The sequence below is a fragment of the Variovorax sp. WS11 genome, assembly GCF_010499245.1.
Classification (GTDB): Bacteria; Pseudomonadota; Gammaproteobacteria; order Burkholderiales; family Burkholderiaceae_C; genus Variovorax.
In genome coordinates this window covers 490,040-511,996 of sequence record NZ_JAAGOW010000001.1, presented here as the reverse complement: position 1 = coordinate 511,996, position 21,957 = coordinate 490,040, and the positions used below count along the sequence as shown (strand labels likewise).

24 protein-coding genes are annotated in these 21,957 nt (G+C 66.4%); 9 read left to right on the top strand and 15 right to left on the bottom strand.

The genetic code is table 11. The features are described from left to right. Positions 1-15: 15 nt before the first annotated feature. Both GXN78_RS02730 and GXN78_RS02725 read left to right on the top strand, forming a co-directional pair. Complete coding sequence (locus GXN78_RS02730; RefSeq protein WP_106558223.1) at positions 16-1,209, top strand: cystathionine beta-lyase; 1,194 nt, start codon at positions 16-18, stop codon at positions 1,207-1,209. A 69-nt stretch (positions 1,210-1,278) separates the two neighbouring features. Beyond that, the gene (locus GXN78_RS02725) at positions 1,279-1,482 is read left to right on the top strand and encodes a hypothetical protein (RefSeq protein WP_106558249.1); all 204 of its coding nucleotides are present in this window, start codon (positions 1,279-1,281) and stop codon (positions 1,480-1,482) included. 138 nt (positions 1,483-1,620) lie between these two features. On the opposite strand, the gene GXN78_RS02720 is transcribed toward GXN78_RS02725, so the two are convergent. After that, complete coding sequence (locus GXN78_RS02720; protein WP_239142580.1) at positions 1,621-2,250, bottom strand: arylesterase; 630 nt, start codon at positions 2,248-2,250, stop codon at positions 1,621-1,623. 41 nt (positions 2,251-2,291) lie between these two features. Here GXN78_RS02720 and GXN78_RS02715 point away from each other — a divergent pair, with 41 nt between their 5' ends. Together GXN78_RS02715 and rlmB are read left to right on the top strand one after the other, a co-directional pair. Continuing rightward, on the top strand, positions 2,292-2,990 hold the full coding sequence (locus GXN78_RS02715; protein ID WP_106558224.1) for an ATP-binding cassette domain-containing protein: 699 nt from the start codon (positions 2,292-2,294) through the stop codon (positions 2,988-2,990). 36 nt (positions 2,991-3,026) lie between these two features. Next, positions 3,027-3,779: a 23S rRNA (guanosine(2251)-2'-O)-methyltransferase RlmB gene (rlmB, locus tag GXN78_RS02710; RefSeq protein ID WP_106558225.1), complete on the top strand. Its 753-nt coding sequence runs from the start codon at positions 3,027-3,029 to the stop codon at positions 3,777-3,779. On the opposite strand, the gene GXN78_RS02705 is transcribed toward rlmB, so the two are convergent. The 3 genes from GXN78_RS02705 to GXN78_RS02695 form a co-directional block, all read right to left on the bottom strand. Beyond that, positions 3,776-4,042 (bottom strand): hypothetical protein, encoded by a 267-nt coding sequence (locus GXN78_RS02705; protein ID WP_106558226.1) that lies wholly within the window; start codon positions 4,040-4,042, stop codon positions 3,776-3,778. The genes rlmB and GXN78_RS02705 overlap by 4 nt on opposite strands. 115 nt (positions 4,043-4,157) lie before the next feature. Then, positions 4,158-4,562, bottom strand: coding sequence for an Hsp20/alpha crystallin family protein (locus GXN78_RS02700; protein ID WP_106558227.1), 405 nt, complete (start codon positions 4,560-4,562; stop codon positions 4,158-4,160). 14 nt (positions 4,563-4,576) lie between these two features. Then, a complete protein-coding gene (locus GXN78_RS02695) occupies positions 4,577-5,017 on the bottom strand; it encodes an Hsp20/alpha crystallin family protein (RefSeq protein WP_106558251.1) in 441 nt (146 codons plus the stop codon). Positions 5,018-5,120: 103 nt separating this feature from the next. On the opposite strand from GXN78_RS02695, the gene GXN78_RS02690 reads away from it, so the two are divergent. After that, complete coding sequence (locus tag GXN78_RS02690) at positions 5,121-5,318, top strand: hypothetical protein (RefSeq protein ID WP_146163095.1); 198 nt, start codon at positions 5,121-5,123, stop codon at positions 5,316-5,318. Positions 5,319-5,395: 77 nt separating this feature from the next. On the opposite strand, the gene GXN78_RS02685 is transcribed toward GXN78_RS02690, so the two are convergent. From GXN78_RS02685 to GXN78_RS02660, 6 genes are all read right to left on the bottom strand, one after another. Beyond that, positions 5,396-6,967 (bottom strand): alginate export family protein, encoded by a 1,572-nt coding sequence (locus GXN78_RS02685; RefSeq protein WP_106558228.1) that lies wholly within the window; start codon positions 6,965-6,967, stop codon positions 5,396-5,398. Positions 6,968-7,056: 89 nt separating this feature from the next. Further along, positions 7,057-7,761, bottom strand: coding sequence for a hypothetical protein (locus GXN78_RS02680; protein WP_239142579.1), 705 nt, complete (start codon positions 7,759-7,761; stop codon positions 7,057-7,059). Between the two features lie 25 nt (positions 7,762-7,786). Further along, complete coding sequence (locus tag GXN78_RS02675; protein ID WP_106558230.1) at positions 7,787-10,921, bottom strand: efflux RND transporter permease subunit; 3,135 nt, start codon at positions 10,919-10,921, stop codon at positions 7,787-7,789. 36 nt (positions 10,922-10,957) lie between these two features. Next, positions 10,958-11,911 carry a hypothetical protein gene (locus tag GXN78_RS02670; protein WP_106558231.1) on the bottom strand — a complete coding sequence of 318 codons (954 nt, stop codon included), beginning with the start codon at positions 11,909-11,911 and terminating at the stop codon, positions 10,958-10,960. Positions 11,912-11,941: 30 nt separating this feature from the next. Further along, complete coding sequence (locus GXN78_RS02665; RefSeq protein WP_106558232.1) at positions 11,942-12,697, bottom strand: hypothetical protein; 756 nt, start codon at positions 12,695-12,697, stop codon at positions 11,942-11,944. Between the two features lie 56 nt (positions 12,698-12,753). Then, complete coding sequence (locus tag GXN78_RS02660) at positions 12,754-15,897, bottom strand: efflux RND transporter permease subunit (RefSeq protein WP_106558233.1); 3,144 nt, start codon at positions 15,895-15,897, stop codon at positions 12,754-12,756. 295 nt (positions 15,898-16,192) lie between these two features. Here GXN78_RS02660 and GXN78_RS02655 point away from each other — a divergent pair, with 295 nt between their 5' ends. Both GXN78_RS02655 and GXN78_RS02650 read left to right on the top strand, forming a co-directional pair. Then, positions 16,193-16,585 (top strand): hypothetical protein, encoded by a 393-nt coding sequence (locus tag GXN78_RS02655; RefSeq protein WP_106558234.1) that lies wholly within the window; start codon positions 16,193-16,195, stop codon positions 16,583-16,585. Positions 16,586-16,880: 295 nt separating this feature from the next. Further along, positions 16,881-17,273, top strand: coding sequence for a response regulator (locus tag GXN78_RS02650; RefSeq protein ID WP_106558252.1), 393 nt, complete (start codon positions 16,881-16,883; stop codon positions 17,271-17,273). A 20-nt stretch (positions 17,274-17,293) separates the two neighbouring features. Here GXN78_RS02650 and GXN78_RS40760 read toward each other — a convergent pair whose 3' ends face one another. The 4 genes from GXN78_RS40760 to GXN78_RS02635 form a co-directional block, all read right to left on the bottom strand. Then, entirely contained in the window at positions 17,294-17,464 is a 171-nt protein-coding gene (locus GXN78_RS40760) for a hypothetical protein (protein ID WP_181360598.1), read from the bottom strand. 93 nt (positions 17,465-17,557) lie between these two features. Then, the gene (locus GXN78_RS02645) at positions 17,558-18,526 is read right to left on the bottom strand and encodes an aldo/keto reductase (protein WP_106558235.1); all 969 of its coding nucleotides are present in this window, start codon (positions 18,524-18,526) and stop codon (positions 17,558-17,560) included. Positions 18,527-18,546: 20 nt separating this feature from the next. Further along, on the bottom strand, positions 18,547-19,146 hold the full coding sequence (locus GXN78_RS02640) for a chromate transporter (RefSeq protein WP_106558236.1): 600 nt from the start codon (positions 19,144-19,146) through the stop codon (positions 18,547-18,549). 79 nt (positions 19,147-19,225) lie between these two features. After that, a complete protein-coding gene (locus GXN78_RS02635; protein WP_106558237.1) occupies positions 19,226-19,813 on the bottom strand; it encodes a chromate transporter in 588 nt (195 codons plus the stop codon). 89 nt (positions 19,814-19,902) lie between these two features. On the opposite strand from GXN78_RS02635, the gene GXN78_RS02630 reads away from it, so the two are divergent. Then, the gene (locus GXN78_RS02630) at positions 19,903-20,790 is read left to right on the top strand and encodes a YihY/virulence factor BrkB family protein (RefSeq protein WP_106558253.1); all 888 of its coding nucleotides are present in this window, start codon (positions 19,903-19,905) and stop codon (positions 20,788-20,790) included. A 31-nt stretch (positions 20,791-20,821) separates the two neighbouring features. On the opposite strand, the gene GXN78_RS02625 is transcribed toward GXN78_RS02630, so the two are convergent. Further along, complete coding sequence (locus GXN78_RS02625; protein ID WP_106558238.1) at positions 20,822-21,373, bottom strand: DUF924 family protein; 552 nt, start codon at positions 21,371-21,373, stop codon at positions 20,822-20,824. A gap of 110 nt (positions 21,374-21,483) precedes the next feature. On the opposite strand from GXN78_RS02625, the gene GXN78_RS02620 reads away from it, so the two are divergent. Next, positions 21,484-21,933 (top strand): CHRD domain-containing protein, encoded by a 450-nt coding sequence (locus GXN78_RS02620; RefSeq protein ID WP_106558239.1) that lies wholly within the window; start codon positions 21,484-21,486, stop codon positions 21,931-21,933. The last annotated feature ends 24 nt before the right edge of the window (positions 21,934-21,957 follow it).

The following is a 21,957-nucleotide window of genomic DNA, read 5'->3' as shown; positions in this document are numbered from 1 at the left end:
GACTAGCATGGCGACATGCCCAAGCCCATCACCGACCTGATCCACCACCCGTACAAGCCCCCCGCCAACTTCGCCGCACCCCAGCCGGGCGTCTACAAGGCGTCCACCGTGTTCTTCGCCGACGTCGCCGCCATGCGCGCGCGCGACTGGAAGACCAAGGCCGGCTACACCTACGGCCTGCACGGCACGCCCACCACCTTCACCCTCGAGGAGCGGCTGGCGACGCTGGAAGGCGGCACCGAATGCCTGCTGGCGCCCAGCGGCCTGGCGGCGATCGCGCTGGTGGCCTTCGCCTTCCTCAAGACCGGCGACGAGGTGCTGCTCCCCGACAACGCCTACGGCCCCAACAAGGCGCTGTGCAACGGCGAGCTGGCCAACTTCGGCATCACGCACCGGCTCTACGACCCCATGAACCCGGCGGATCTTGCGGCCAAGCTCTCGGAGCGCACCCGGCTGGTGTGGCTGGAAGCGGCCGGCTCGGTCACGATGGAGTTCCCGGACCTGCCCGCGCTGGTGGCGGCCTGCCGCGCGCGCGGCGTGCTCACGGCGCTGGACAACACCTGGGGCGCCGGCCTCGCCTTCGCTCCCTTCGACTTCAACGGCAGCGGGCAGGGCGTCGACATCTCGATCCAGGCGCTCACCAAGTATCCGAGCGGCGGCGGCGACGTGCTGATGGGCAGCGTCATCACGCGCGACGAGCGGCTGCACCGCGCCCTCAAGCTCAGCCACATGCGCATCGGATTCGGCAGCGCGGTTGGCGACGTGGAAGCGCTGCTGCGCTCGCTGCCCAGCATCGCGCTGCGCTACGAGGCGCATGACCGCAGCGCCCGCGAGCTGGCCCTCTGGCTGGCCGATCGGGCCGAGATCGCGCAGGTGCTGCATCCCGCGTTGGAAGGCTCGCCGGGGCACGCGAACTGGCTGCGGCTGTGCGGCGCCACCGACCTGGCGGCCGGCCTCTTCTCGGTGGTGTTCGACGCCCGCTACAGCGCGGCGCAGGTCGACCGCTTCTGCGACGGCCTGAAGCTGTTCCGGCTCGGCTACTCCTGGGGCGGGCCGATCAGCCTGGTCGTGCCCTACGACATCGGTCTGATGCGCGACCCGGGCGTCTCGCACTGGCCGCACAAGGGCACGCTGGTGCGCTTCTCGATCGGCCTGGAGGACGCGGAGGACCTGCGCGCCGACCTCGAACAAGCCCTCGCCGCGCTCTGAACCGGCCCGGTTATCGCGTACAGTGAGGCACGCGCAGTCACCGGGACTGCCTTTCAGGAAGGAGTGAACGTGGCAACACCGAACTACGGCTACGAGAAACGTCAGAAGGAGTTGGCCAAGAAGAAAAAGAAGGAAGAGAAGGCACGAGAAAAAGCCGCTCGCAAGCTGAGCCCCAGCAGCGAAGGCCTCGCGCCAGGCGACCCTGAAACCGATGTCGCCTCGCTGGAACGCGATCCGCCCACCGTGCCGGAGCTGCCGACCAAAGACGGCTGAGCCGCTGCCAAACGGCTCGCTACACCGATCAGTGCAAGAAGAAAGCCGCCGCGGGCGAGGCCTGCAGCGGCTTTTTTTGCGCCTTTTCGTTCAGCCGCTCAATCGCTCAATCGCTCAATCGCTCAATCGCTCAATCGCTCATTTGGCCGGAAGCAGCTTCCGCAGCGCCGGCCACACGTTGTCCAGCATGCGTGCCTGGGCGGCGGCGGTCGGGTGGATGCGGTCGGCCTGGAACAGCGCCGCTGCCTCGGGACTGTCTGCCACGCCCTTGAGCAGGAAGGGCACCAGCGCGGCCTTGGTGGCGCCGGCCACCTTGGCGAACAAGGCCTCGAAGCGCCGCGTGTAGTCGCTGCCGTAGTTGGGCGGCACCTGGATGCCGACGATCAGCACCTGCGCGCCGGCCGCCTGGGCGGCCTTGGTCATCTGCGTGAGGTTGTCCTCGGTGCCCGCGAGCGAGAGCCCGCGCAGGGCGTCGTTGCCGCCCAGTTCGAGCACCACGTGCGTCGGCTTGTGCTGCGACAGCAGGCCCGCCAGCCGCGCGCGGCCGCCGGCAGTCGTGTCGCCGCTGATGCTGGCATTGATCACCGTGGCTGCGATCTTCTGCTCGGCCAGGCGCTTCTCCAGCAGCGGCACCCAGCCTTCGCCGCGCTTGAGACCGTACTCGGCGGACAGCGAGTCGCCGACGACCAGGATCACCGGTTTGCCGGCGGCGGCCTGGGCCTGGGCCGCGGTCCAATACCCGGAGGAACCGGCCAGTGCGCCGGCCAAGATAAAGTGACGTCGATTCACCACGCGCAAAACCCTTTTCAATGTCCTCGAAACCACCCGCCGCCATTGTCGCCGTCGAACATGTCTTCAAGTCGGTCACCGACTCCGCCGGCACGCTGGACATTCTGCAGGACATCGACTTCACGCTGGGCGAGCGCGAGACCGCCGCCATCGTCGGCGCCTCCGGCTCGGGCAAGAGCACGCTGCTGTCGATCGTCGCCGGGCTGGACACACCCACCCGCGGGACCGTCAAGCTGGCCGGCGAGGACCTCTTCGCCATCGACGAGGACGAGCGCGCCGCGCTCAGGGCGCGCAAGGTCGGCTTCGTGTTCCAGAGCTTCCAGCTGCTGGGCAACCTGAGCGCCCTCGAGAACGTGATGCTCCCGCTCGAGCTGGCAGACCGCCGCGACGCGCGCAAGGCCGCGACCGAGATGCTGGGCCGCGTCGGCCTCGGCCAGCGCCTGAACCACTATCCCAAGGTGCTGTCGGGCGGCGAGCAGCAGCGGGTGGCGCTGGCCCGCGCCTTCGTGGTCCAGCCCGCGCTGTTGCTGGCCGACGAGCCCACGGGCAGCCTGGACTTCGCCACCGGCGAGCAGGTGATGCGCCTGATGTTCGACCTCAACCGAGAACTCGGCACCACCCTCGTGCTCGTGACGCACGACCGCGGCATCGCCGCCCAGTGCGAGCGCCGCATCACCATCGAGGCCGGGCGCGTGGGCTTCGACGACCAGGGCGTCTGACCCGGGGGGCTGCGAAGCGGGCTCGATAATCCCGCCATGTCTTCCCCCAAAGTGATCTTCGGCTTCCATGCCGTGGGCGTGCGCATCAAGACCGCGCCCCAATCGGTGATCGAGGTGCTCTTCGACGCCAGCCGCCGCGATGCCCGCATGCGCCAGTTCGTCACCCGTGCGCAGGAGGCCGGCGTGCGCCTGATCGAGGCCGACGGCCTGCGCCTTTCCAAGCTCGCCGGCAGCCACGGCCACCAGGGCGTGGCCGCGCGGGTGCAGCCGATTGCGCAGACCCACTCGCTCGACGAGCTGCTCGAAGGCCTCGAGGCCGCCGGCACGGTGCCGCTGCTGCTGGTGCTCGACGGCGTCACCGACCCGCACAACCTCGGTGCCTGCCTGCGGGTGGCCGATGGCGCCGGCGCGCACGCGGTGGTCGCGCCCAAGGACCATGCCGCGGGCATCAATGCGACTGTCGCCAAGGTCGCGAGTGGGGCCGCCGAGACGGTGCCCTACTTCATGGTGACCAACCTCGCGCGCACGCTCAACGAGCTGAAGGAACGCAACATCTGGTGCGTCGGCACCAGCGACGATGCGCCGGGCACGCTCTACCAGAGCGACCTGCGGCGGCCCCTCGCGCTGGTGCTGGGGGCGGAAGGCGAGGGCATGCGCCAGCTCACGCGCAAGACCTGCGACGAACTGGTGCGCATTCCCATGGCCGGTGCAGTCGAGAGCCTCAATGTCTCCGTCGCAAGCGGGGTGTGCCTTTACGAGGCGATGCGGCAGCGCAGCGGCGCAGCCTAGGGCAGGTTGGCGAAGCCGGTCTCGCCCGAGTGATCGCGTGCCTCCCAGTCGTCGACCCAGGCCCTTGCCTTGCGCTCCAGCGCATCGCAGGCGCTCTCGGAATCTTGGAACCGCCCGGTCAGGGCGACGCGGCACCTGTGCTCGCCATCGCGCCACAGGTCCGCATGGCCCGAGGCCTGTCCTTCGGTAGCCACCGTGCCCAGGCAAACGCGGATCTCCCACGCCTCATAGACGAAGCGCTTGACCTCGCCGTCATCGTTCATCACTTCTTCCTCGCTCGGTTCAATTCTTCAGGCCGCTTCGATCCACGCGAAAGCGTACGCTTTCGCGTGGATCACCCTCCGGGCCGACCGCGCCGGCCAAAGGGTCAAGCGGTCTTCAGCTTACCTTGACGTCGATGCGCCGCGGCTGTGCCTGCGCCACCTTCGGGATGCGCAATGTGAGCACGCCCTGTGCCAGCTCGGCCGAGACCTTCTCGGTGTCGAGCTCCTTGCTCAAGGTGAAGACGCGGTGGAAGCGCGCGAGGCCGACCTCCGTGTGGCTCGACTGCAGCCCCTCGGGCACGCTCAGATTCGAGTCGGCATCGATGGTGAGCGTGTCGGACTCCACCTGGAGGTGAAGCTTGTCCTTCGAAACGCCGGGAAGGTCGGCATACAGCGTGATGCCGGTGCCGTCCTCCACCACGTCGACGGGCGGCGTCAGTGCCGCCTCGCCGTAGCCCGCCCTGTCCTTGCGTGCAACGGTGGAGGGAGAAGTCGAGCGGACAGTGTCAACGTCGTTCATGTCGCTGCTCCTTTTCATTGGATCGTGATGCGGCGGGGCTGGGCCGACGCGCGCCGCTGGACCGTGATGTGCAGGACGCCGTCGCGATAGTCGGCCTGGATCGCGTCCGGGTCGGCGTCGTCGGGCAGCGTCAGCATGCGCCGGAAGCTGCCTGCGAAGCGCTCGTTGATGTGGACGGCGGACTTCGAGCCCTCCTGTGACGGCAGCTTCGAGGCTCGCTCGCCGGCCACGGTCAGCAGGCCGCGGTCGAGCTGGATGTCGATCGTGGCTGGGTCTAGGCCGGGGGCGAAGGCGTAGATTTCGACTGTCTGCGGCGTGCCGCCGACGTTCAGGGCGGGAAAACCGCCGCGGCCGAGACCCCGGATGCTTGGAGACAGATCGAAGGCCTGCTGCATTTCGCGTTGCAGGCGATCCATCTCGGCGAACAGGTCGCGCGGGAACAAGGATCGATACATGGCGAAAACCTCCATACGGTTGAACCAGACGGAGCGCCGGAGACGCCTCCGGCGCTTCCGGGGAGGATTTAGGAGCCGATCCTGAGGATTTCAAGAGGCGCGCATGCTCTGCCGCCTGCCCGGCCAGCAGTTGGACGAGTTTGGCCTCGTTGGCATCTCGCTGCCCTGTTCTGATTGCATTCTTGGAGGAAAGGATGGCGTGATCGCCCAAGCATGGGCGGCAATTGGTGCGGAGCGTCGCTGGCGGCTCACCGTGCGCGTCGTTTGCGCACCGAACCAGCCCATTCCGCGCAGGAACTAGGGCGAGCGCCTCTCGCCGTCCGCCGCGAGATCGAGCGCAATGGCCGTCAAGGATGCTGTCGGGCAACCGGGAGCGCCTTAGTACCAGAACTTGGCAACAATGCTGATCCCCTTGTCTGCCTTGCGGAAGGTGCTGATCTCTCTCCTGGTGACGGGATGGTTGAAGAGCACTTCGTTGCGATACGCTCCCTTGGGAAAGAACAATCCCGCTCTCAGGTCCAGTCCGAGCCGCCGCACGCCGAACAGGTTGCGAAAGCCGATCACGACGTCGAGCGCGTCCCCCACTTCCTTGCTCGGCCGCGAACTGTCCTGGTTCATCTCCGCCGTCAGGGCAGCGTTGCGAAGATCGCTCGCTAGCTTGTTCGTCTTGTAGCGGTGATAGACAAGGTCCACCGAGATGTTCGGCGCCGGCCTGAAGCCGAGCCCGACCGTGAGGATCTGCAGATTGCTCAATTCCGGATCGAGGGCCTCGCCGTAGTACTTCAGCTTGGGAATGCCGCCCAGCCTGGCTTCGTTCGACTGCAGGCCCGTCTGCCGGAATTCGTGATTCCTGCGGTCGTTCGGGTTTCCGTCGCCACTCCCGAGCGCGTAGCCCAGCGTGATGTTGGGGGCGTACGGCAGATCCGGGAACCGGTAAGTGCCACCGATATCGACGGCATAGCCCTTGAAGTTCTTCTTGGTCTCATCCTTGCCGCGCAGAAGCGCTAGTTCGGTCCAGTAGTTGAATCGGTCGGACGGGTTGCCGAGGGCCCGCAATCCGAGGAGCAGAGGTTGTCCTTCCCTGCCTGCCTGATCCTCGCTGTAGATCGTGTAGCCGGACAACCTCATGTCTTCGATGCCGCGGTAGCTCAGGTAGGCCATATAGATATCTCTGCGCGTCTTCTGAACAGGAGCGAGCAGGTCGAGGTCCAGCCTATCCTTGCGCGAATAGCTCAGTTCGGCTTGAAAGGCACCTCCCTTGAGCTTGACCAGCGCAGTGTCGAGCGAGGTGTCGTACAGCCAATGCCGGTCGTCTTCGAAATTGCGCCGTCCCAACGTCAAGTCGGCCGGCCCCAGATTCTTGAACGTCACCCAGGCCTGGTCGATGGGCAGCGAGTTGTAGTGGCGCGGCGCAAGTTGCGTCTGCCCGCTCGGAAGGGTGACGATGTCCTGTTCCTTCACAGCGATGTCTCTCTGCAGGATCGCCTCGAGCATCATTTCCACACGATCGTTAGGCCGGTAGATGATGGCCCCGTTGATTTGGGGCGACAGGATCAGCGAGGTGTCCTTCAGGCGCCGGTCGAGATCCGGGTTGCGTCGGTACGTGACGTCCGATTCGCTGCCATACGAGAACTGATACTCCAGGCGAGAGATCAACGGCCTTTCCGGATAGCGCGAGTACACAGGGTCCCCCGGAATGGCCGGTTCGCCTGACTGGGGTGGGGGCAGTTGGAACTGCGCCACCTGAATGCCTGTGTCGACATTCGAGATGGACTCGTCGGGAACCGGCGGCTGCGTATCGGTGCTGCCGGCCGCCTGTTCGATCGGAGTGACTGAAGCCTGCCCGGCCTCAGCCCCCATCGCCTCCTGCGCGGCAGCGAGCAAGAGGGAACACGCCAGGGACCGCGTTGAGCCTCGACATGCTCGATTCAATCCATTGCTGATCTTCATCGTTGTAGCGGACTCCTGCCTCACTGCAACGAATCATTGCGTAGCAACGTCTGCAAGGCAATGCCGCCGTACCGAGGGGAAACGCGCTGTCACTTGTTCTTGACAAAACCGTACCGGATCAGCCGCAAATCCTCATCCCGCACGAGCCCGATGCCCGGCGCGTGGTACTTGTACTCGCTCACGAGCGGTTCGAGGGCCGAGCTTTCCTTCACCTTCATGCAGCCGGAGAAGGTGCCCGCCGGGGTCTTGCACGTCTCGTCGAGGCTCACGATCTCGGCCCGGTCCATCGCCACGCCGGGCGCGATCTCCTGGTAGTACTTCATCTTCGGTTTCGGTGTTCCCGCCATGATCAGGCCGGCCTTGTTGCCGTTGACGCCCGCATGCCAGCTCCCGTCGTGCTTGATCACCTTGCCCTTCTTGTAGAACTCGACGTCCTCGCCGAAATAGAAGACGTCCTTGGTCTGCTCGCACATGGCAAAGTAGTTCCTGGAGACTTCATACAGCTCTCCCTTCTTCCACTCCCTTTCCTCGACGACGCGCGTCGTGGTCCCTGCGACCGACTTGGTCTCGTCGAGGACGGTGATCTGGAGCTTGGTGTCACCGCCTTCGAGGACGAGCTGATAACCCGGTTCCAGCACGAAGTAGGGATTTTTCCCCTGGGACACGAGATTGCAGCTCGCGATGCGGAAATCCTGTTGCCAGCCCGATACCGTGCCCGTGGCTTGCGCACCTGCCGCGCCGCACGCGAACATTGCTGCGGCAGCCAGCAGGCATCGAAAGGTCTTCGTCTTCATGGGAAGTCTCTCTTTCATGTCGAGGTTAGCCATCGGCCAGGCCGAGGTCGGAGTGGCGCTGGGCTCCCGCTCCCAGAAGCAGGTACAACGCCGGCATCGCGAACAGCGTCACGAGGGTCGATGCGACGAGGCCGCCGATGATGACGATGGCCGTGGGCTGCACGATTTCGAATCCGGCGCGCTGCCCGAAGACGATGATCGGCAGCAGCGCGGCGATGATAGCGACGGAGCCCGCCAGGATGGGCAACAGCCGCTCGCGCGCTCCGCGCACCACGAGCTCGAGACCGAAGGGCACCGCTTCTCGTGCCTCCAGGTGCTGGTAGTGATCGAGCAGGGCCACGCCATTGCGCGCCGCGATGCCGAGCACCGCGAGGAACCCGACGATCGAACCCAGCGAGGTCACGCCTCCGGTGACCAGCACCGCCAGCACGCCCCCTGCGATCGCCGCCGGAAGGCCCACAAAAGCCATCGTCGCCAGTCGCCAGCTTCCGAAGCAGGCTTGCAGCAGCAAAAAGATTCCGACCAGCGCCGCCAGCGCAACCCCGAGCATGTGTTGCTGGGCGCTTTCCAGTTCGGCCGATTCGCCCAGGAGCTCGGGGTGGTACTCGAGCGGGAAGCGGATCTTCTCCAGCCGGTCCTCCACTTCTTCTGCCACCGAGCTCGCATCGCGCCCCGACACGTTGGCCACGACGTCCACATAGGGCGCAATGCGCTCGTGGCGCAGGACCGTCGGTGTCGAGACCAGGCTGACCTCGGCGATATCGCCCAGGCGCACCTGCGTGCGATCCGATTTGTCGACCCACAGATCGCGCAGCTTGGTCACGCTGTGCCGAGCCTCGGGCGCACCGTGCACCACCACCTCGTAGATCTTCTGCTCCTTGAACAGGTAGCCAACCACCAGGCCGGCGAACACGGTTGCCGTGGAGCGCCGCACATCACCGGGCTTGACGTTGGCGCGGCCCGCAGCGTCGAGGTCCACCTTGACCTGCAACTGGAGCTCCTCCACCTGCCCTTCGGTTTGCAGGTCGACGATTCCCCGAATGCCGGAGATCGCCTGCCGGACCTCCTCGGCCTTCTGGTTCAGCACCTCGATCTTCTGGCCGTAGATGCGCACGACGATCGCATGGCCCGCGCCGGTGAGCACCTCGCTGACCTTGTCGCGCAGATAGGAACGCACGCTGTGCTCGATGCCTGGATAGCCTTCGATGGTCTCGCGTATCGTTGCGACCGTCTTGGCGTAGTCGGCCTTGGGATCGAGGCCGATCCAGATCTGGCTCGCATTGATGCCCACCACCTGGTCGCCGGTCACCGCGCGACCCACATGGGCGCCGACCGAGCGCACACCGGGCAGGGATCGCAGCTCGCTGCTGACCCGCGAAGTGATGCGATGCGTCTCGGCGTGGGAGGTCCCTGGAGGCGTGGACCAGTTCACCAAGAGGACCTGCTCCTTGAAGGTCGGAAGCAGCGATTGGCCCAGCAGCGGCCAGATGCCGACGCCGGCCAGCACTGCGACGCCGGCCACCAGCAGCGCCTTGCGCGGCGCGGCGATGAGCTTGCGCAAGCCCGAGTCGTATTTCTCGCCGAGCCAGACGGCGAAAGCCGAGTCGCGTTCCCGGCCGGCCGCGCGCCCCAGCAGCATCAGGCTGAGCACGGGGGTCACGGTCAGAGCGACCACCATCGATGCGGCCACCGCCAACAGATACGCGATGGCCAGTGGCTCGAAGAACGAGCCCGCCACGCCGCCCATGAAGAAGATCGGCAGGACGGCGAGCACGACGACCAGGGTCGCGTAGAGTGCGTTGCGTTGGGATGCAAGGGTTGTCGCGAAGACCACCGACGTGACCGTTGTGCCGCTGTCTGGGCCGTGCGCGCGCAATCGTTCGCGCAGCATCTGCGTGTCGACCACCACATCGTCGATGACCACGCTCAGCGCAACGATCAGGCCGGCCAGGATCATGGTGTTGATCGTCGCGCCCGTCAGCTGCAGCGCCGTCAAGGCGGCCAGCAGCGTGAGGGCGATCGACACCGCGCTGATCAGGGCGCTGCGCCAGCTGTTCAGGAACGCGCCGATCACCAGGATCACCAGCACGCCGCCGAGGAGGATCGCCTGCGCCAGATGGGCGATCGAGTCGTCGACATAGGACGCCAGTCTGTAGACCCGTGTATCGATCTGCACGCCCGGCAGGCCGCGACTCAGCTCCGCCAGCGCGCGGTCGACCGCGCGTGTGACCTCCAGCGTGTTGGTGGAGGGGAACTTCTCGATGACCAGCATCAGGCCGTTGCCGTTCTTGGCCACCGCGTCGCCGATCATCGGCGGATGGGAGAAGGTCAGCTCGGTGACATCGCCCAGCGACAGCGACTTGCCCGAGAGCAGCAGATGCGGCGTCGTGACGGCCACTTTCGCCATGTCTTCCGGCGTCTCGATCGGCATCGTATGCTGGACGCCCAGCCTCTGGTTCTTGTTGTCGATCCACCCGCCGGTGCCTGGTGCCGATCCCTTGAGGAAGGTCAGCGGCGACACCCACAGCGCATCGCCGGCGGCGGCGATGATGTCTTCCTGCAGCACCTTGGCGTCGTGCAACCGGCCGGGGTCGATCTGGACGTGCATCTGACGCAGGCGCTGGCCCCAGATCGCCACGTTCGCGACCCCGGGAATCCCCAGCAGCCGCGGCTTGATCGTCCAGCGCGTGAGCAGCGACAGTTCGGTCGTCTCGACCTTGTCCGACGTGATCCCGACCATCATGAAGCGAGAGGTTGCCGAGAGCGGTTGCAGGATCACGGGCGGCTGCGCGATGTTCGGCAGGGTATAGGCCAGTGTCAGGCGCTCCTGGATCATCTGCCGGGCCTTCATGAGGTCGGTCCCTCGCTTGAAGGTGAGCACGATCGAGGAGAGGCCGGTCACCGACTGCGACCGGATCGACTCCAGCCAGGGCACGCCCGAGAGCAGCTCCTCGAGGTTGAGGGTGATGAGGCTCTGCACCTCGTCGGCCGACAGACCGATCGCCTCGGTCTGGACCTCCACCACCGGCGGCGCGAACTCCGGAAACACGTCGACGGGCGCCTTGCGCAGCTGAGCCGTGCCGAAGACCATCAGCGCCGCGGCGATGCCCAGCACCAGGTAGCGAAACTGCAAGCTCGAGCCAATGATCCAGCGAAACATACCCGCCTCCTTTCGCCCAACGCCTACCGATGCGTGCTACTTGCCGAAGATCTCAGTCCCGAAGAGCAGCGACGCACCCACGGTGACCACCGGGGTTCCGATGGCGGGACCGCCGGAAAGGATCGCCACGTCGCCGACGATGCGCTCCACGTTGATGCGCTGCCGCTCGAAGGTCAGCGGCTTGGTGTTGACGTAGACCCAGGCGGCGCCCTTGCCGTCGTAGTACACGGCGCTGTACGGCACGACCTTGCGCTTGTCCTCGGTGCCGGAAATCTGCAGCTCGACGCGCAGGCGACTGTTCAGCGTCAGGCCGTGGTTCGCGCCGGGCACGATGTAGTAGAGCGAAAGCATCGAGCGCTTCGTGTCCTCGAGCGGCGCGACGCCGGACGGCTGCGCGAGCAAGTCGCCACCTAAGGTGTCACGGGTGGCAAGCGGCAGCAGGCGTGCCGGCTTGTCCTTGGCGAGCCGTTCCCACTCCGCGGCAGACAGGCTCACCACCACCCAGGCGTCGCCGAGGATGGGGATGTTGGTCCGCGCCGATGGCGTTGCAGGCGTCGGCGGCTGCGGCGATTCGATGACGACCTTCCCCAGGCCGGGTCCACCTCCGGGTTGCTGCTGCGCGTGCGTGGCAGAAACCACCGTAGCCACTGCAGCAGCGCCTGCAGCGGTGCTGCCGGTTTGCGCGAAACCGCCAAAGATGCCGCCGCCACCGGGCTTCGCGGCGGGCGGCTTGTCGGCCGCCGCGGTGACGAGCCCACTGACCATCTGCTTGTGGACGATCGACTGCTCGCCCACCTTTCCGGTTTCGATCCCCAGGCGTTCTGCCGCCTTCGCGCTCAGGACAACGCGCTTGACGTTGCTCCCCGCGATCGTCTCCAGCGTGACCGCGGCATTCTTCCCCGTCGGCTTCGATGGATCGGGACCCGCCGCGAGTGCTGCTGCTGGCACCAACAGAAGGGTTGCGACCGCGGCCAGGTGCTGGGTTTTCATGGGAGTGCTCCTTGTCTCAGACTTCGCTTGCTACAACGCCGGGACGAGGCCGTCCTTGCCAACGATGACGAAGAGGGCTGCGTATTTGCCGTCCGACCCCTTGAGCGCACCGACGAAGACGGACATGCCCGGTTTGATCAGGCTCTTGTCGGCCAGCGACATCTTGTGGATCGGCACGTCGCGGGGAACCTCCACGTCCGTTTCGTCGTAGTCGGTTGGCCCCCACTTGATCGAGAGCACACGGACCTCGAGGTCGTCCACCCAGCCGTGGGAGATGATGCTGTCGGACGTCAGGTCCCACTTCCTGTGGCCCAGGGCGATGCCGCGCAGCTTGTCGTCGATGATCCGCAGCTCGAAACCCTTGTGCAGCCAAACTGCCGAATCGCGCACGATGGGGCTGTATTCCTCCAGCTTCACTGCGACGGCTCCGACGTAGATGCCGAAGTCCACCTCCGCGAAGCTGCCCTTGCTGAGGCCGATGACCGTGGTGTTGTCGTGCAGTCCGATGCTCAACGTTTTTCCCTCGCGGGTCTTCACGGCGATCAGGGATGCTTCGACCAGGGTGACCTGGCCGCGGATATGGTCCGGCTCCGCCGCGTCCTCCACGGGCTTGGGCGTATGGCCATCCGCCGCCGCGTCCTTGGCCTGCGAACGAGCTGGGACCTGCTGATCCGGTGCGGGATTCGGTGCGGGATTCGGTGCGGGATCCTGCGCGCGTGCCGGTGCGCCCAGCGTCAAGGCGATGGTCGAGACGATGACGCCGAGATATCTGAGCAAGCGAACCATGACTGCCTCTCTTCTTCTCTGGACTTTCGACTCGATGCGGCCGTCGTCACGCGACGCTAGGGCGACGCCGTCCGGAGAGGCGGGGCCGCAAAGGGCTCGCGCACGCTTGCCCCATACCGGAGATACAGGATCGGTATCACGAAGAGGCTCAGCAGGGACGAGGTGATGATGCCGCCCAGGATGGCCACGGCCATCGGGTGCTCGACCTCATGGCCGGGAATGCTGCCGGGCACGATCAGCGGCAGCAGTGCCAGCGCGGTGCACAGGGTGGTCATCAGGATCGGCGACAGGCGTTCGCCGGCGCCGCGCAGGACCAATGGGGTGCCGAAGGGCATGCCTTCCTCTCGCTCGAGGTGTCGGCAGTGCTCGATGAGCATGATGCCGTTGCGCGCCGACAGACCCAGGATCGTGATGATGCCCACCAGGGAGCCGAGCGAAATGACGCGGTCGGCGGCGAAGGTCGCCAACACGGCGCCGACCAGCGCGGCCGGGAGAGCGAGGAAGACCAGGGTGGCGAGCCGCAGATTCCCGAACGTCGCATGCAGGACAAGGAAGATCGCCACGACGACGACGACGGAGGCGACCAGCAGATTGCGCTGTGCCGCCTGGCGCTCCTTGTATTCGCCCAGCAGCTGCGGGTAGTACCCGATGGGGAACTGGAGCTTCTCGAGCCGCTGCTCGACATCGCTGGCCACGGAGCCCAGGTCACGTCCCTTGACGTTGGCGTGGATGTCGATGCGCCGCGAATTGTTCTCGCGCTTGATCTTGTTCGGCGTCGGCAGGATGTTGATGTCGGCGATGTCCGCCACCCGCACACGACCGCCGTAGGGCGTGTCGATCATGAACTCGCGGATGTCGTCCACGTTGCGGCGCGACGAGGGGTCGGTCCAGACGAAGACATCGTAGACCTTGCCACCCTTGTGGATGTCCGTGACCTCGATGCCGGACATCAGGATGTTCACCACCCGCCGCACGTCCCCGGGCTTGATCCCGTAACGGGCAGCGTTGTCCAGATTCACCTTGACCTGCACCTGCGGCACATCGACCTGCTGTTCAAGGTGGAGATCGATGAGTCCGGGGATGCCCTTCAGCGCGTCTTCCACCTCGTGCGCCTTCTCGCGCAGGACCGACAGCTCAGGACCGAAGATGCGTACGACGATGGACTCGCCCGCGCCGGTCAGCACCTCCTTGATCCGCTCCTTCAGGTAGGTTTGCACGTCGCGGTAGAGCCCGGGGTAGCCGGCCACCGCCGCCTCCACGCTCGCGCGGGTCTTGTCGTAGTCCACCTTGGGGTCGACGCTGATCCAGTTCTCGGTGAAGTTCACGCCATAGGGCTCGTCGCCGCCGACGGCGCGCCCGATGTGGGCGCCGAAGTTGCGCACGCCCTCGATGGCGCGCAACTCGCGGCTGGCCGCCTGGGTGATGCGGAAGGTCTCCGGGTGCGAGGTGCCCTCGGGCGGGACCCAGTGCATCAGGAAGTCCCGTTCCTTGAACTCGGGGAGCAGCGACGCTCCCAGGAAAGGCCACACGCCGATGGCTGCGACGACAAGAATGATGGCGGCCGCGAAGGCGGCGCGCGGCGTGTCGATGACCCGCGAAAGCGCTGCCGCATAGTGGCGCTTGAGCCACGGCACCAGCGGAGACTCCCTGCGCTCGACGCGTGTGCGATCCAGCAGCAGCAGGCACAGGGCCGGGGTCACCGTCAGCGCCACCACCATGGAAGCCAGCATCGCCACCAGGTAGGCGAGGACCAGCGGCTCGAAGAACACCCCCGACAGTCCGCCCATGAAGAAGACCGGCGTCACCGCCAGCACGACGATCACCGTCGCGTGAACGATGGCGGAGCGCACCTCGATCGAGGCCTCGAGGATGATGCGCGCCGTCGACTTGCCGCTGCCTGCCTGGCGGTGCTGGCGCAGGCGCCGCACGATGTTCTCGACATCGATGATGGCGTCGTCCACCACATCGCCGAGGGCGACGATGAATCCTGCCAGCACCATCGTATTGATCGTGGCGCCCATCAGGTACAGAACGACTCCGGCTGCCACCAGCGACAGGGGAATGGCGACCACGCTGATCAGCGCCACTCGCCATTCATAAAGGAAGGCGCCGAGCACGAGGACCACCAGGATGCAACCGATGATGAGCGCCTGCGTCAGGTTGCTCATCGACAGCTCGATGAAGGTCGCCGGCCGGAAAATCGTGGAGTCGATCTCGATGCCCGGCAACCCCGGCTTCAACGCAGCCAGGGCATCCTCGATGCCGCGCGTGACTTCCAGCGTATTGGCCCAAGGCAGCTTCTCGACGATCATCATCAGGCCGCGCTCGTCGTTGATGACGGCGTCGCCGACCATGGGCCAGGTGTCCCACACCACCTTGCCGACATCGCCCAGCCGCGGCGGGTCGGCACGCCTGCCTTTGAGGGTCAGCGGCACTGCGGCCAGGTGTTCGGTCGAGAACACCGGCGACTCGTTGTGGATGGCGAAGCGCTGGTTGGGCGTGTCGACCATCCCGTCGATGCGCGCCTTTGCACCGGAGCTGTACGACAGCATGCCGATGTCCAGGGCGTCCGAAGTCGTCTCCATGACTTCGTTGAGCGTGACGTTGTGGGCGCGCATCAGGCTCGGGTCGACCTGAACCTGCAGCGACTTGATCCGGTCGCCCCACATGGGTATGTTGGCCACGCCGGGGACGGACATGAGCCGGAACTTGACCGTCCAATAGGCGATCATCGACAGGTCCATCTGGTCGTAGACCTTCGAGGACAGGCCGATCTTCATGACGCGGCTGGTCGAGGAGAGAGGCTGCAGCATGACCGGCATACCCGAAGACTTCGGCAACTCGGCGATGGCGAGCTTCAAGCGCTCCTGCACGCGCTGCCGCGCATCCATGAGGTCGGTGCCCATCTTGAACAGGAGCACCACCTGCGAGAGTCCCGTCACCGACGAGGAGCGGACGTACTCGACGCCCGGCACGCCGCGCAGCTGGTCCTCCATGGGAATCGTGATGAGTTCCTCGACTTCGGTGGCGGTCATGCCGGGACCCTCGGTCTGGATCTCGACCTTGGGCGGAGCGAACTCCGGGAATACATCCACCGGCATCCGGCGCAGTTGCTGGGTTCCGAACACCAACAGCGTTGCGGCCATGGCGAGCACCAGGAAGCGAAATCGCAGACTTGAGCCAATGATCCAAGTAAACATAGATCATCCTTTGGTACCGCATCCGTACCTGCGTGCTCGTTCCACCTCTCACTGCTGGCGGAGTGTCTCTACCGGCAGTTGTTTCGATGTAATGGTTAAGTTTTAGCGAAAACCATTGGAAGTCGCAAGCAACTCAACGGCCTATGCCGTTTGCCGTTGAAGGCGAGTGGCCGCGGTCACCCAGAGGAGGACCTGCTCCGCCAAGGTCAGCTGCGCCCGGGCGACAGGTAGGCGAAGCCTTGCAGCAGCAGTGCGGTGTTGCATTGCTCGGACGTAGTACTAAACTATTAGTGCCATGACCATGCATAAAGGCTTCGTCCCCTTGCGCCGCATGCCTTCCGGTGTTCTCGCGCAAACGACGCCGCTATCGGATGCCAAGCAATGCGAACGCGCAGTGCTGGCCATCTGGAGAAGTCTGGACGAGCATGTCCTCGCCAACACAGAGGTACGAGACGAGTTGGCTTCGATCCTCGAGCCGCTGACAGCTCTTCCTTTGGGCGGACGCCCGCAACTGTTGATCAAGGCGCTGAGATTGCCGGACCCGCTCGATGCCTCGGATCTTTACTGGCTCACGCGTCGGCTTCTGACCCTTGTCCCCGAGTTGCAGGCCGTGGCGGTTGCACGCGGAGAGCCTGGCGCCAACGAGGCTCACTCGCTCGATTGGACGAGTTTCTTCAGAAAGCCGTAGCAGGTGCCGCTTGCCGACTGCATTTCAATGAACTGAGGGGTTGGCTCGACAGCGAGGCGGGGAGCTCTCAAAGGTCCAGTCGTTCCCGTACCTTGGCTGCGAGTTCGTGGAACGGACGCGATACCTCCACTCGCGTGGGTCTCGGTGGCATGCCCCCTGAGCCCGTCGTCGTGTACGGCATGCGCCAAGAGCACCGCCTCTTAGGAAGCCTTCCTACCCCGCAATGTCATGGGTGCTCACCTGCGTCGGAGCCGGCATCACTACGGTGGTTTGCCAAAGCGAAGAGAACCCCTCTATGGCTGCGCTTTCAGTATTCCTCGTCGAAGACAACCCGAGGATCCGTGCGCATCTGGTGCCAGCCTTGGCGGATCTCGGTTCCGCGAGCGTCATGGCGACAGCCGAGACGGAAGCGCAGGCCATCGACTGGCTTGCCAAGCACAAGGGTGAATGGGACCTGGCGGTGGTGGATCTCTTCCTGAAGGAAGGGCATGGCCTTGGCGTCCTGGAGTGGGCCCTGGGACGGGAACCGCGCCAACGCGTCGTCGTGTTGACGAACTCGGCCACCGAGGCCATGCGGACCGCCTCCAAACAGGCCGGCGCCGACGCGATCTTCGACAAGTCCACAGAACTCGAGGAGTTCTTCGCGTACTGCCTGAATGTGCATCGACCGCCGCAGTCACCGGCGTGAACTCGGGCTTGCGGTGCGCGCTACGAAGGGTCCTTGCTGCGCGTGCGGCCCACGGCGCTGAAGATGCCGATGCCCAGCAGGATCAAAGCGCCGATGCCGATGTAGAGCGTCGGAATGCCGATGACCGAGGCCCCCCAGGCCAGGCCGGCGAGGAAGAGCAGGAAGCCGATCATGTAGAGCGCAAAAGACATGGTTTTCTCTCCGACGTGAGGATCGAACCAGTCTCTTCATGCCATGACGCGCGTTCCATGCGGCGTCGGCCGCCAAGGCGTGTCGGCCGGCACCTACCGTTGCTGTGCGCCCTCGGCGCTTGCTTCGTCGAGCAGGGCGATCCCCTCAGCGTCCAGCGAGAGCTGCGCGGCGGCCACCAACTCGTCGAGTTGGCCGGCCGAGGTGGCGCTGGCGATCGGCGCGGTGATGGCGGGGCGGGCGATCTGCCAGGCGAGGGCGACCTGGCCCGGCGTCGCGCCCCGTGTCTTCGCGACCTCGTCGAGCGCGGCCAGGATGCGCAGGCCGCGCGGGTTGAGGTACTTCTTCGTCGTGCTGGCGCCGCGCGCGCTCTTGGCGGCGTCGGCCTCGCTGCGGTACTTGCCGGTCAGGAAACCGGCGGCCAGCGCATAGAAGTTGATCACGCCCACGCCGCGCTCGAGGCACAGGGGCTCCAGCGCCTCCTCGAACACCGCGCGGTCGCAGAGGTTGTAGAGCGGCTGCAGGCTCTCGTAGCGCGGCAGGCCCTGGCGCTCGGCCACGTCCAGCGCCTCGGCCAGCCGCGGCGCGCTGTAGTTCGAGGCGCCGATGGCGCGCACCTTGCCGGCCTGGATCAGCTCGGCGAAGGCGCCGAGCGTGTCGGCCAGCGGCGTGTCGGCGTCGTCGTCGTGCGACTGGTACAGGTCGATGTGATCGGTCTGCAGGCGCTTGAGCGAGGCGTCCACGGCCTGGCGGATGTAGGCCGGCGACAGGCCCTTCTTGTTGTCGCCCATCGGCTTGCCGACCTTGGTCGCGAGCACCACCTGGTTGCGCTTGCCGCCCTGGCGCAGCCACTTGCCGATGATGGTTTCCGATTCGCCGCCGCTGTGGCCCGGCACCCAGCTGGAGTAGACGTCGGCGGTGTCGACGAAGTTGAAGCCGGCGTCGAGCCAGGCGTCGAGCAGGCGGAACGAGAGCTTCTCGTCCACGGTCCAGCCGAAGACGTTGCCGCCGAAGGCCAGCGGCGACACTTGAAGGCCGGAACGGCCGAGGGGGCGGAGTTGCATGGATGTCTTCCCGGGAAATTTCAGACGAAGCCGAAGGCGCCCAGCAGGGCGCCGGCACCCAGCAGCCACAGCAGGTGGAGGCGAGTGCGCCAGACGATAAGCGCCGCCACGCCGGTCAGCAGCCAGAGGTGCCAGGCAGGCGCGTTGCCGGCATGGTTACCGGCGGCCAGCACCCAGCCGGTGGCGATCAGCAGGCCCACGACCACCGGCGCCATGCCCTGCTTGAAGGCGCGCACCTCGCGGCGCTCGCGGTTGCGGTGGCCCCAGCGCGTCGCGAAATAGGTCAGGGTGGTGCTCGGCAGCATGATGCCGACCATGGTGACCGTCAGCCCGAACAGGCCCAGCGCCCAGGCCTGCGGCCCGGCGCCGATGCCGCCGCCCGCGTTGATGCCGACGTTCCATCCCATCAGCGCGACGAAGAGCACGTTGGGCCCCGGCGCCGCCTGGGCGATCGCGACCGAGGAGCTGAACTGCGCGTCGGTCAGCCAGCCGTTCTGGTCGACCAGGTAGCGATGCATGTCGGGCACCGTGGTGATGGCGCCGCTGATCGACAGCATCGAGAGCATCAGGTACTGGGCGAAGAGCGCCAGCCAGTCATGCCAGTGCATCGCGATGGTCATAAGGCCCCCACGCTCGGCACTGGCGTGTCCTCGCTGCCCCCCGAGGGGGCTTTCGCATCTTGGGGCGGCCCAGCGATGCTCATGCTCGGATCCTCTTCCAGGTCCACACGCAGGCAACGCCGCCGACGACCAGCAGCACCCAGCCCAGCGGAATGCGCGCGAAGGCGATGGCGCTGAAGACGAGCGCCACGATGCCGAGGCAGACGCCGAAGCCCAGCGGATGCCGGCGCAACGCCGGGATCAGCTTGATGCCGGTCGCCGCGATCAGCCCGCCGGCCACCGCGCCCATCCCGCGCAGCGCACCGGCGACCTGCGGGTTGCCGGCGAAGTGGGCGTAGAGCAGCGCCAGCACCAGGATCACGCCCAACGGCACGGTCAGCATGCCGGCCACGGCGGCGATCGCGCCGCGCAGGCCGAAGTGGCGGTCGCCGATCATCAGGGCAAGGTTGATCACGTTCGGCCCCGGCAGCACCTGGGCGACCGCCCAGTCCTCGAGGAACTCGTCGGCCGTCAGCCAGCGCTTTTTCTCGACCATCTCGCGCTGCACGATGGCGAGCACGCCGCCGAAGCCCTGCAGCGCCAGCCAGGTGAAGGAAAAGAACAGGTCGCGGACGGAGCGGGGTTGCGGGCGCTCGGAGGGCGCCGCGATGGAGGAGGCCGGATGCATCGCCCGCGATTATGTTCGCAGCGCGGTCCGGCCGCTGCTCGGGGCTGGCGCCGACGCGCGGCTGCGCCCATGCTGCGACACTCGCGGGCATGCAGCCGCGCGCACTCTTCGATCTCTTCAAGCAGGCCGTCCTGTCCTGGAAGGCCGACTACGCCCCGAGCATGGGCGCCGCACTGGCCTACTACACCGTGTTCTCGGTGGCGCCCCTGCTGCTGATCGTGATCTCCGTCGCGGGCCTGGTCTTCGGCCAGGAGGCCGCGCGCGGCGAGATCATGATCCAGCTCTCGGGGCTGATGGGCGAGCAGGGGGCGCGCGCGGTGCAGGGCATGCTGGAGGCCGTCAACAAGCCGAAGGAGGGCATCGTCGCGACGGTGATCGGCATCGCGCTGCTGGTGGTCGGCGCGACCACCGTGTTCGGCGAACTGCAGGACGCGCTGGACCGCATCTGGCGCGCGCCGGCGCGCGACGAAGGCAAGAGCTGGCTGAAGCTGCTGCGCGTGCGGCTGCTGTCCTTCAGCATGATCATGGGCCTCGGCTTCCTGCTGATGGTGTCGCTGGTGGCGAGTGCCGCGCTGGCGGCGCTGAGCAAGTGGTGGGCGCCGGTCTTCGGCGGCTGGGCCGCGCTGGCGCAGGGCGTCAACTTCCTCTTCAGCTTCGTCATGGTCACCGTGGGCTTCGCGATGATCTACAAGATCATGCCGCGCGTGCGCGTGCAATGGCGCGATGTGTGGGTGGGTGCGGCGGTCACGGCGCTGCTGTTCGCCGTCGGCAAGCACCTGATCGGCCTCTACATCGGCAAGAGCAGCGTGGCCTCGGGCTACGGCGCCGCGGGCTCGCTGGTGGTGGTGCTGGTGTGGGTTTACTACTCGGCGCAGATCTTCCTGCTGGGGGCGGAATTCACGTGGGTGTATGCGCACAAGTACGGGTCGCTGCGGCATGTCGAGCGACCGGGGGCGCCGACTTCGCCGACGCGTTAGCCAAGGCCTGTTCGCGGCGAGTGACCCGGCGCTACCCGGCGAAACCGCCTTGGTCCAGGAAGGCCTGTTCCTCCGCCGTGGTCTCGCGCCCGAGCATCGGGTTGCGATGCGGGAAGCGCCCGAAGCGCGCGACGATGTCGCGATGCAGGACCGCAAAGCGCTGCGTGTTGGCATCGAGCGCGGCATTGAGCTCGACCGAGCGCTCCTGGTCGGCCAGCGACTCCGAGTGCATGAAGGGCAGGTAGAAGAAGGGGCGCAGCGTGCTCTCCACCTGCTGGTCGAGGCCGGCCGCGATGGCGGCGCGCGCGATGGCGCGCGCCTTGCCGTCGGTGGCGAACATGTGGGCGCTGCCGCGCCATGCGTTGCGTGGGAACTGGTCGAGCAGCACCAGCAGGGCCAGCGCGCCGTCGGCCTCGTTGGCCCAGGCATCGAGCATGCCGCTCGCGGCAGCGTGATGCGCAGCCTCGAAGCGCGACTTGAACTCGGCATCAAAGGCTTCGTCCTTCGCGAACCAGCGGGCGGGGCCGGCGTCGCGCCAGAAGGCGGCGACCTCGCGGGAGGAGGGCAGGGGAGCAGTCGTCATGCGCCGGATGATGCCATCGCAACGCCCCCCGAAAAACGGGCTCGTGGCCGACACGCGGGGCGTCCCGTGCTGTCTATGCTGTTCGCTGTTGCAACTATGGAGATCCGCTCATGAACCGACCTGCCACCCTCTTGCGCGCCGCCCTCGTGACCGGCGTGGCGACCGCCGCCCTCGCGGGCTGCGGCATGATGTCGAGGTCCAACACGGCAAGTTTCAGCGGCAGCATGAACGCAGCCAGCCAGGTGCCGCCCAACATGACACGCGGCAGCGGCCTGGCCGAGGCCTGGCTCAACAAGGACACCAATGTCCTCAAGTACAAGATCGTCTACACCGGCCTGAGCGGCCCGGCCACGGCGGCCCACTTCCACGGCCCCGCGGCCGCCGGTGCCAATGCGGGCGTGGTGCTTCCCTTCGCCAGCCCCGAGAGCCCGATCGAGGGCCAGGCCACGCTGACCACGACGCAAGCGGCCGACCTGATGGCCGGGCGCTGGTACGCCAACATCCACACCGCGGCCAATCCGAACGGTGAGATCCGGGGGCAGCTGCTGCCCAAGATGTAAGGCTTCGGCCTGGAACTTCGGGGT

Bases quoted from the DNA above. Each gene is read 5' to 3' on its own strand.
- GXN78_RS02640 (WP_106558236.1), bottom strand. From the start codon at position 19,146: ATGACCATCGCGATGCACTGGCATGACTGGCTGGCGCTCTTCGCCCAG.
- GXN78_RS02620 (WP_106558239.1), top strand. From the start codon at position 21,484: ATGAACCGACCTGCCACCCTCTTGCGCGCCGCCCTCGTGACCGGCGTG.
- GXN78_RS02705 (WP_106558226.1), bottom strand. From the start codon at position 4,042: ATGAACGATGACGGCGAGGTCAAGCGCTTCGTCTATGAGGCGTGGGAG.
- GXN78_RS02715 (WP_106558224.1), top strand. From the start codon at position 2,292: ATGTCCTCGAAACCACCCGCCGCCATTGTCGCCGTCGAACATGTCTTC.
- GXN78_RS02630 (WP_106558253.1), top strand. From the start codon at position 19,903: ATGCAGCCGCGCGCACTCTTCGATCTCTTCAAGCAGGCCGTCCTGTCC.
- GXN78_RS02635 (WP_106558237.1), bottom strand. From the start codon at position 19,813: ATGCATCCGGCCTCCTCCATCGCGGCGCCCTCCGAGCGCCCGCAACCC.
- GXN78_RS02690 (WP_146163095.1), top strand. From the start codon at position 5,121: ATGCTCTGCCGCCTGCCCGGCCAGCAGTTGGACGAGTTTGGCCTCGTT.
- GXN78_RS40760 (WP_181360598.1), bottom strand. From the start codon at position 17,464: ATGTCTTTTGCGCTCTACATGATCGGCTTCCTGCTCTTCCTCGCCGGC.
- GXN78_RS02625 (WP_106558238.1), bottom strand. From the start codon at position 21,373: ATGACGACTGCTCCCCTGCCCTCCTCCCGCGAGGTCGCCGCCTTCTGG.
- GXN78_RS02660 (WP_106558233.1), bottom strand. From the start codon at position 15,897: ATGTTTACTTGGATCATTGGCTCAAGTCTGCGATTTCGCTTCCTGGTG.
- GXN78_RS02670 (WP_106558231.1), bottom strand. From the start codon at position 11,911: ATGAAAACCCAGCACCTGGCCGCGGTCGCAACCCTTCTGTTGGTGCCA.
- GXN78_RS02695 (WP_106558251.1), bottom strand. From the start codon at position 5,017: ATGTATCGATCCTTGTTCCCGCGCGACCTGTTCGCCGAGATGGATCGC.
- GXN78_RS02655 (WP_106558234.1), top strand. From the start codon at position 16,193: ATGACCATGCATAAAGGCTTCGTCCCCTTGCGCCGCATGCCTTCCGGT.
- GXN78_RS02730 (WP_106558223.1), top strand. From the start codon at position 16: ATGCCCAAGCCCATCACCGACCTGATCCACCACCCGTACAAGCCCCCC.
- GXN78_RS02645 (WP_106558235.1), bottom strand. From the start codon at position 18,526: ATGCAACTCCGCCCCCTCGGCCGTTCCGGCCTTCAAGTGTCGCCGCTG.
- rlmB (WP_106558225.1), top strand. From the start codon at position 3,027: ATGTCTTCCCCCAAAGTGATCTTCGGCTTCCATGCCGTGGGCGTGCGC.
- GXN78_RS02665 (WP_106558232.1), bottom strand. From the start codon at position 12,697: ATGGTTCGCTTGCTCAGATATCTCGGCGTCATCGTCTCGACCATCGCC.
- GXN78_RS02680 (WP_239142579.1), bottom strand. From the start codon at position 7,761: ATGAAGACGAAGACCTTTCGATGCCTGCTGGCTGCCGCAGCAATGTTC.
- GXN78_RS02650 (WP_106558252.1), top strand. From the start codon at position 16,881: ATGGCTGCGCTTTCAGTATTCCTCGTCGAAGACAACCCGAGGATCCGT.
- GXN78_RS02700 (WP_106558227.1), bottom strand. From the start codon at position 4,562: ATGAACGACGTTGACACTGTCCGCTCGACTTCTCCCTCCACCGTTGCA.
- GXN78_RS02675 (WP_106558230.1), bottom strand. From the start codon at position 10,921: ATGTTTCGCTGGATCATTGGCTCGAGCTTGCAGTTTCGCTACCTGGTG.
- GXN78_RS02685 (WP_106558228.1), bottom strand. From the start codon at position 6,967: ATGAAGATCAGCAATGGATTGAATCGAGCATGTCGAGGCTCAACGCGG.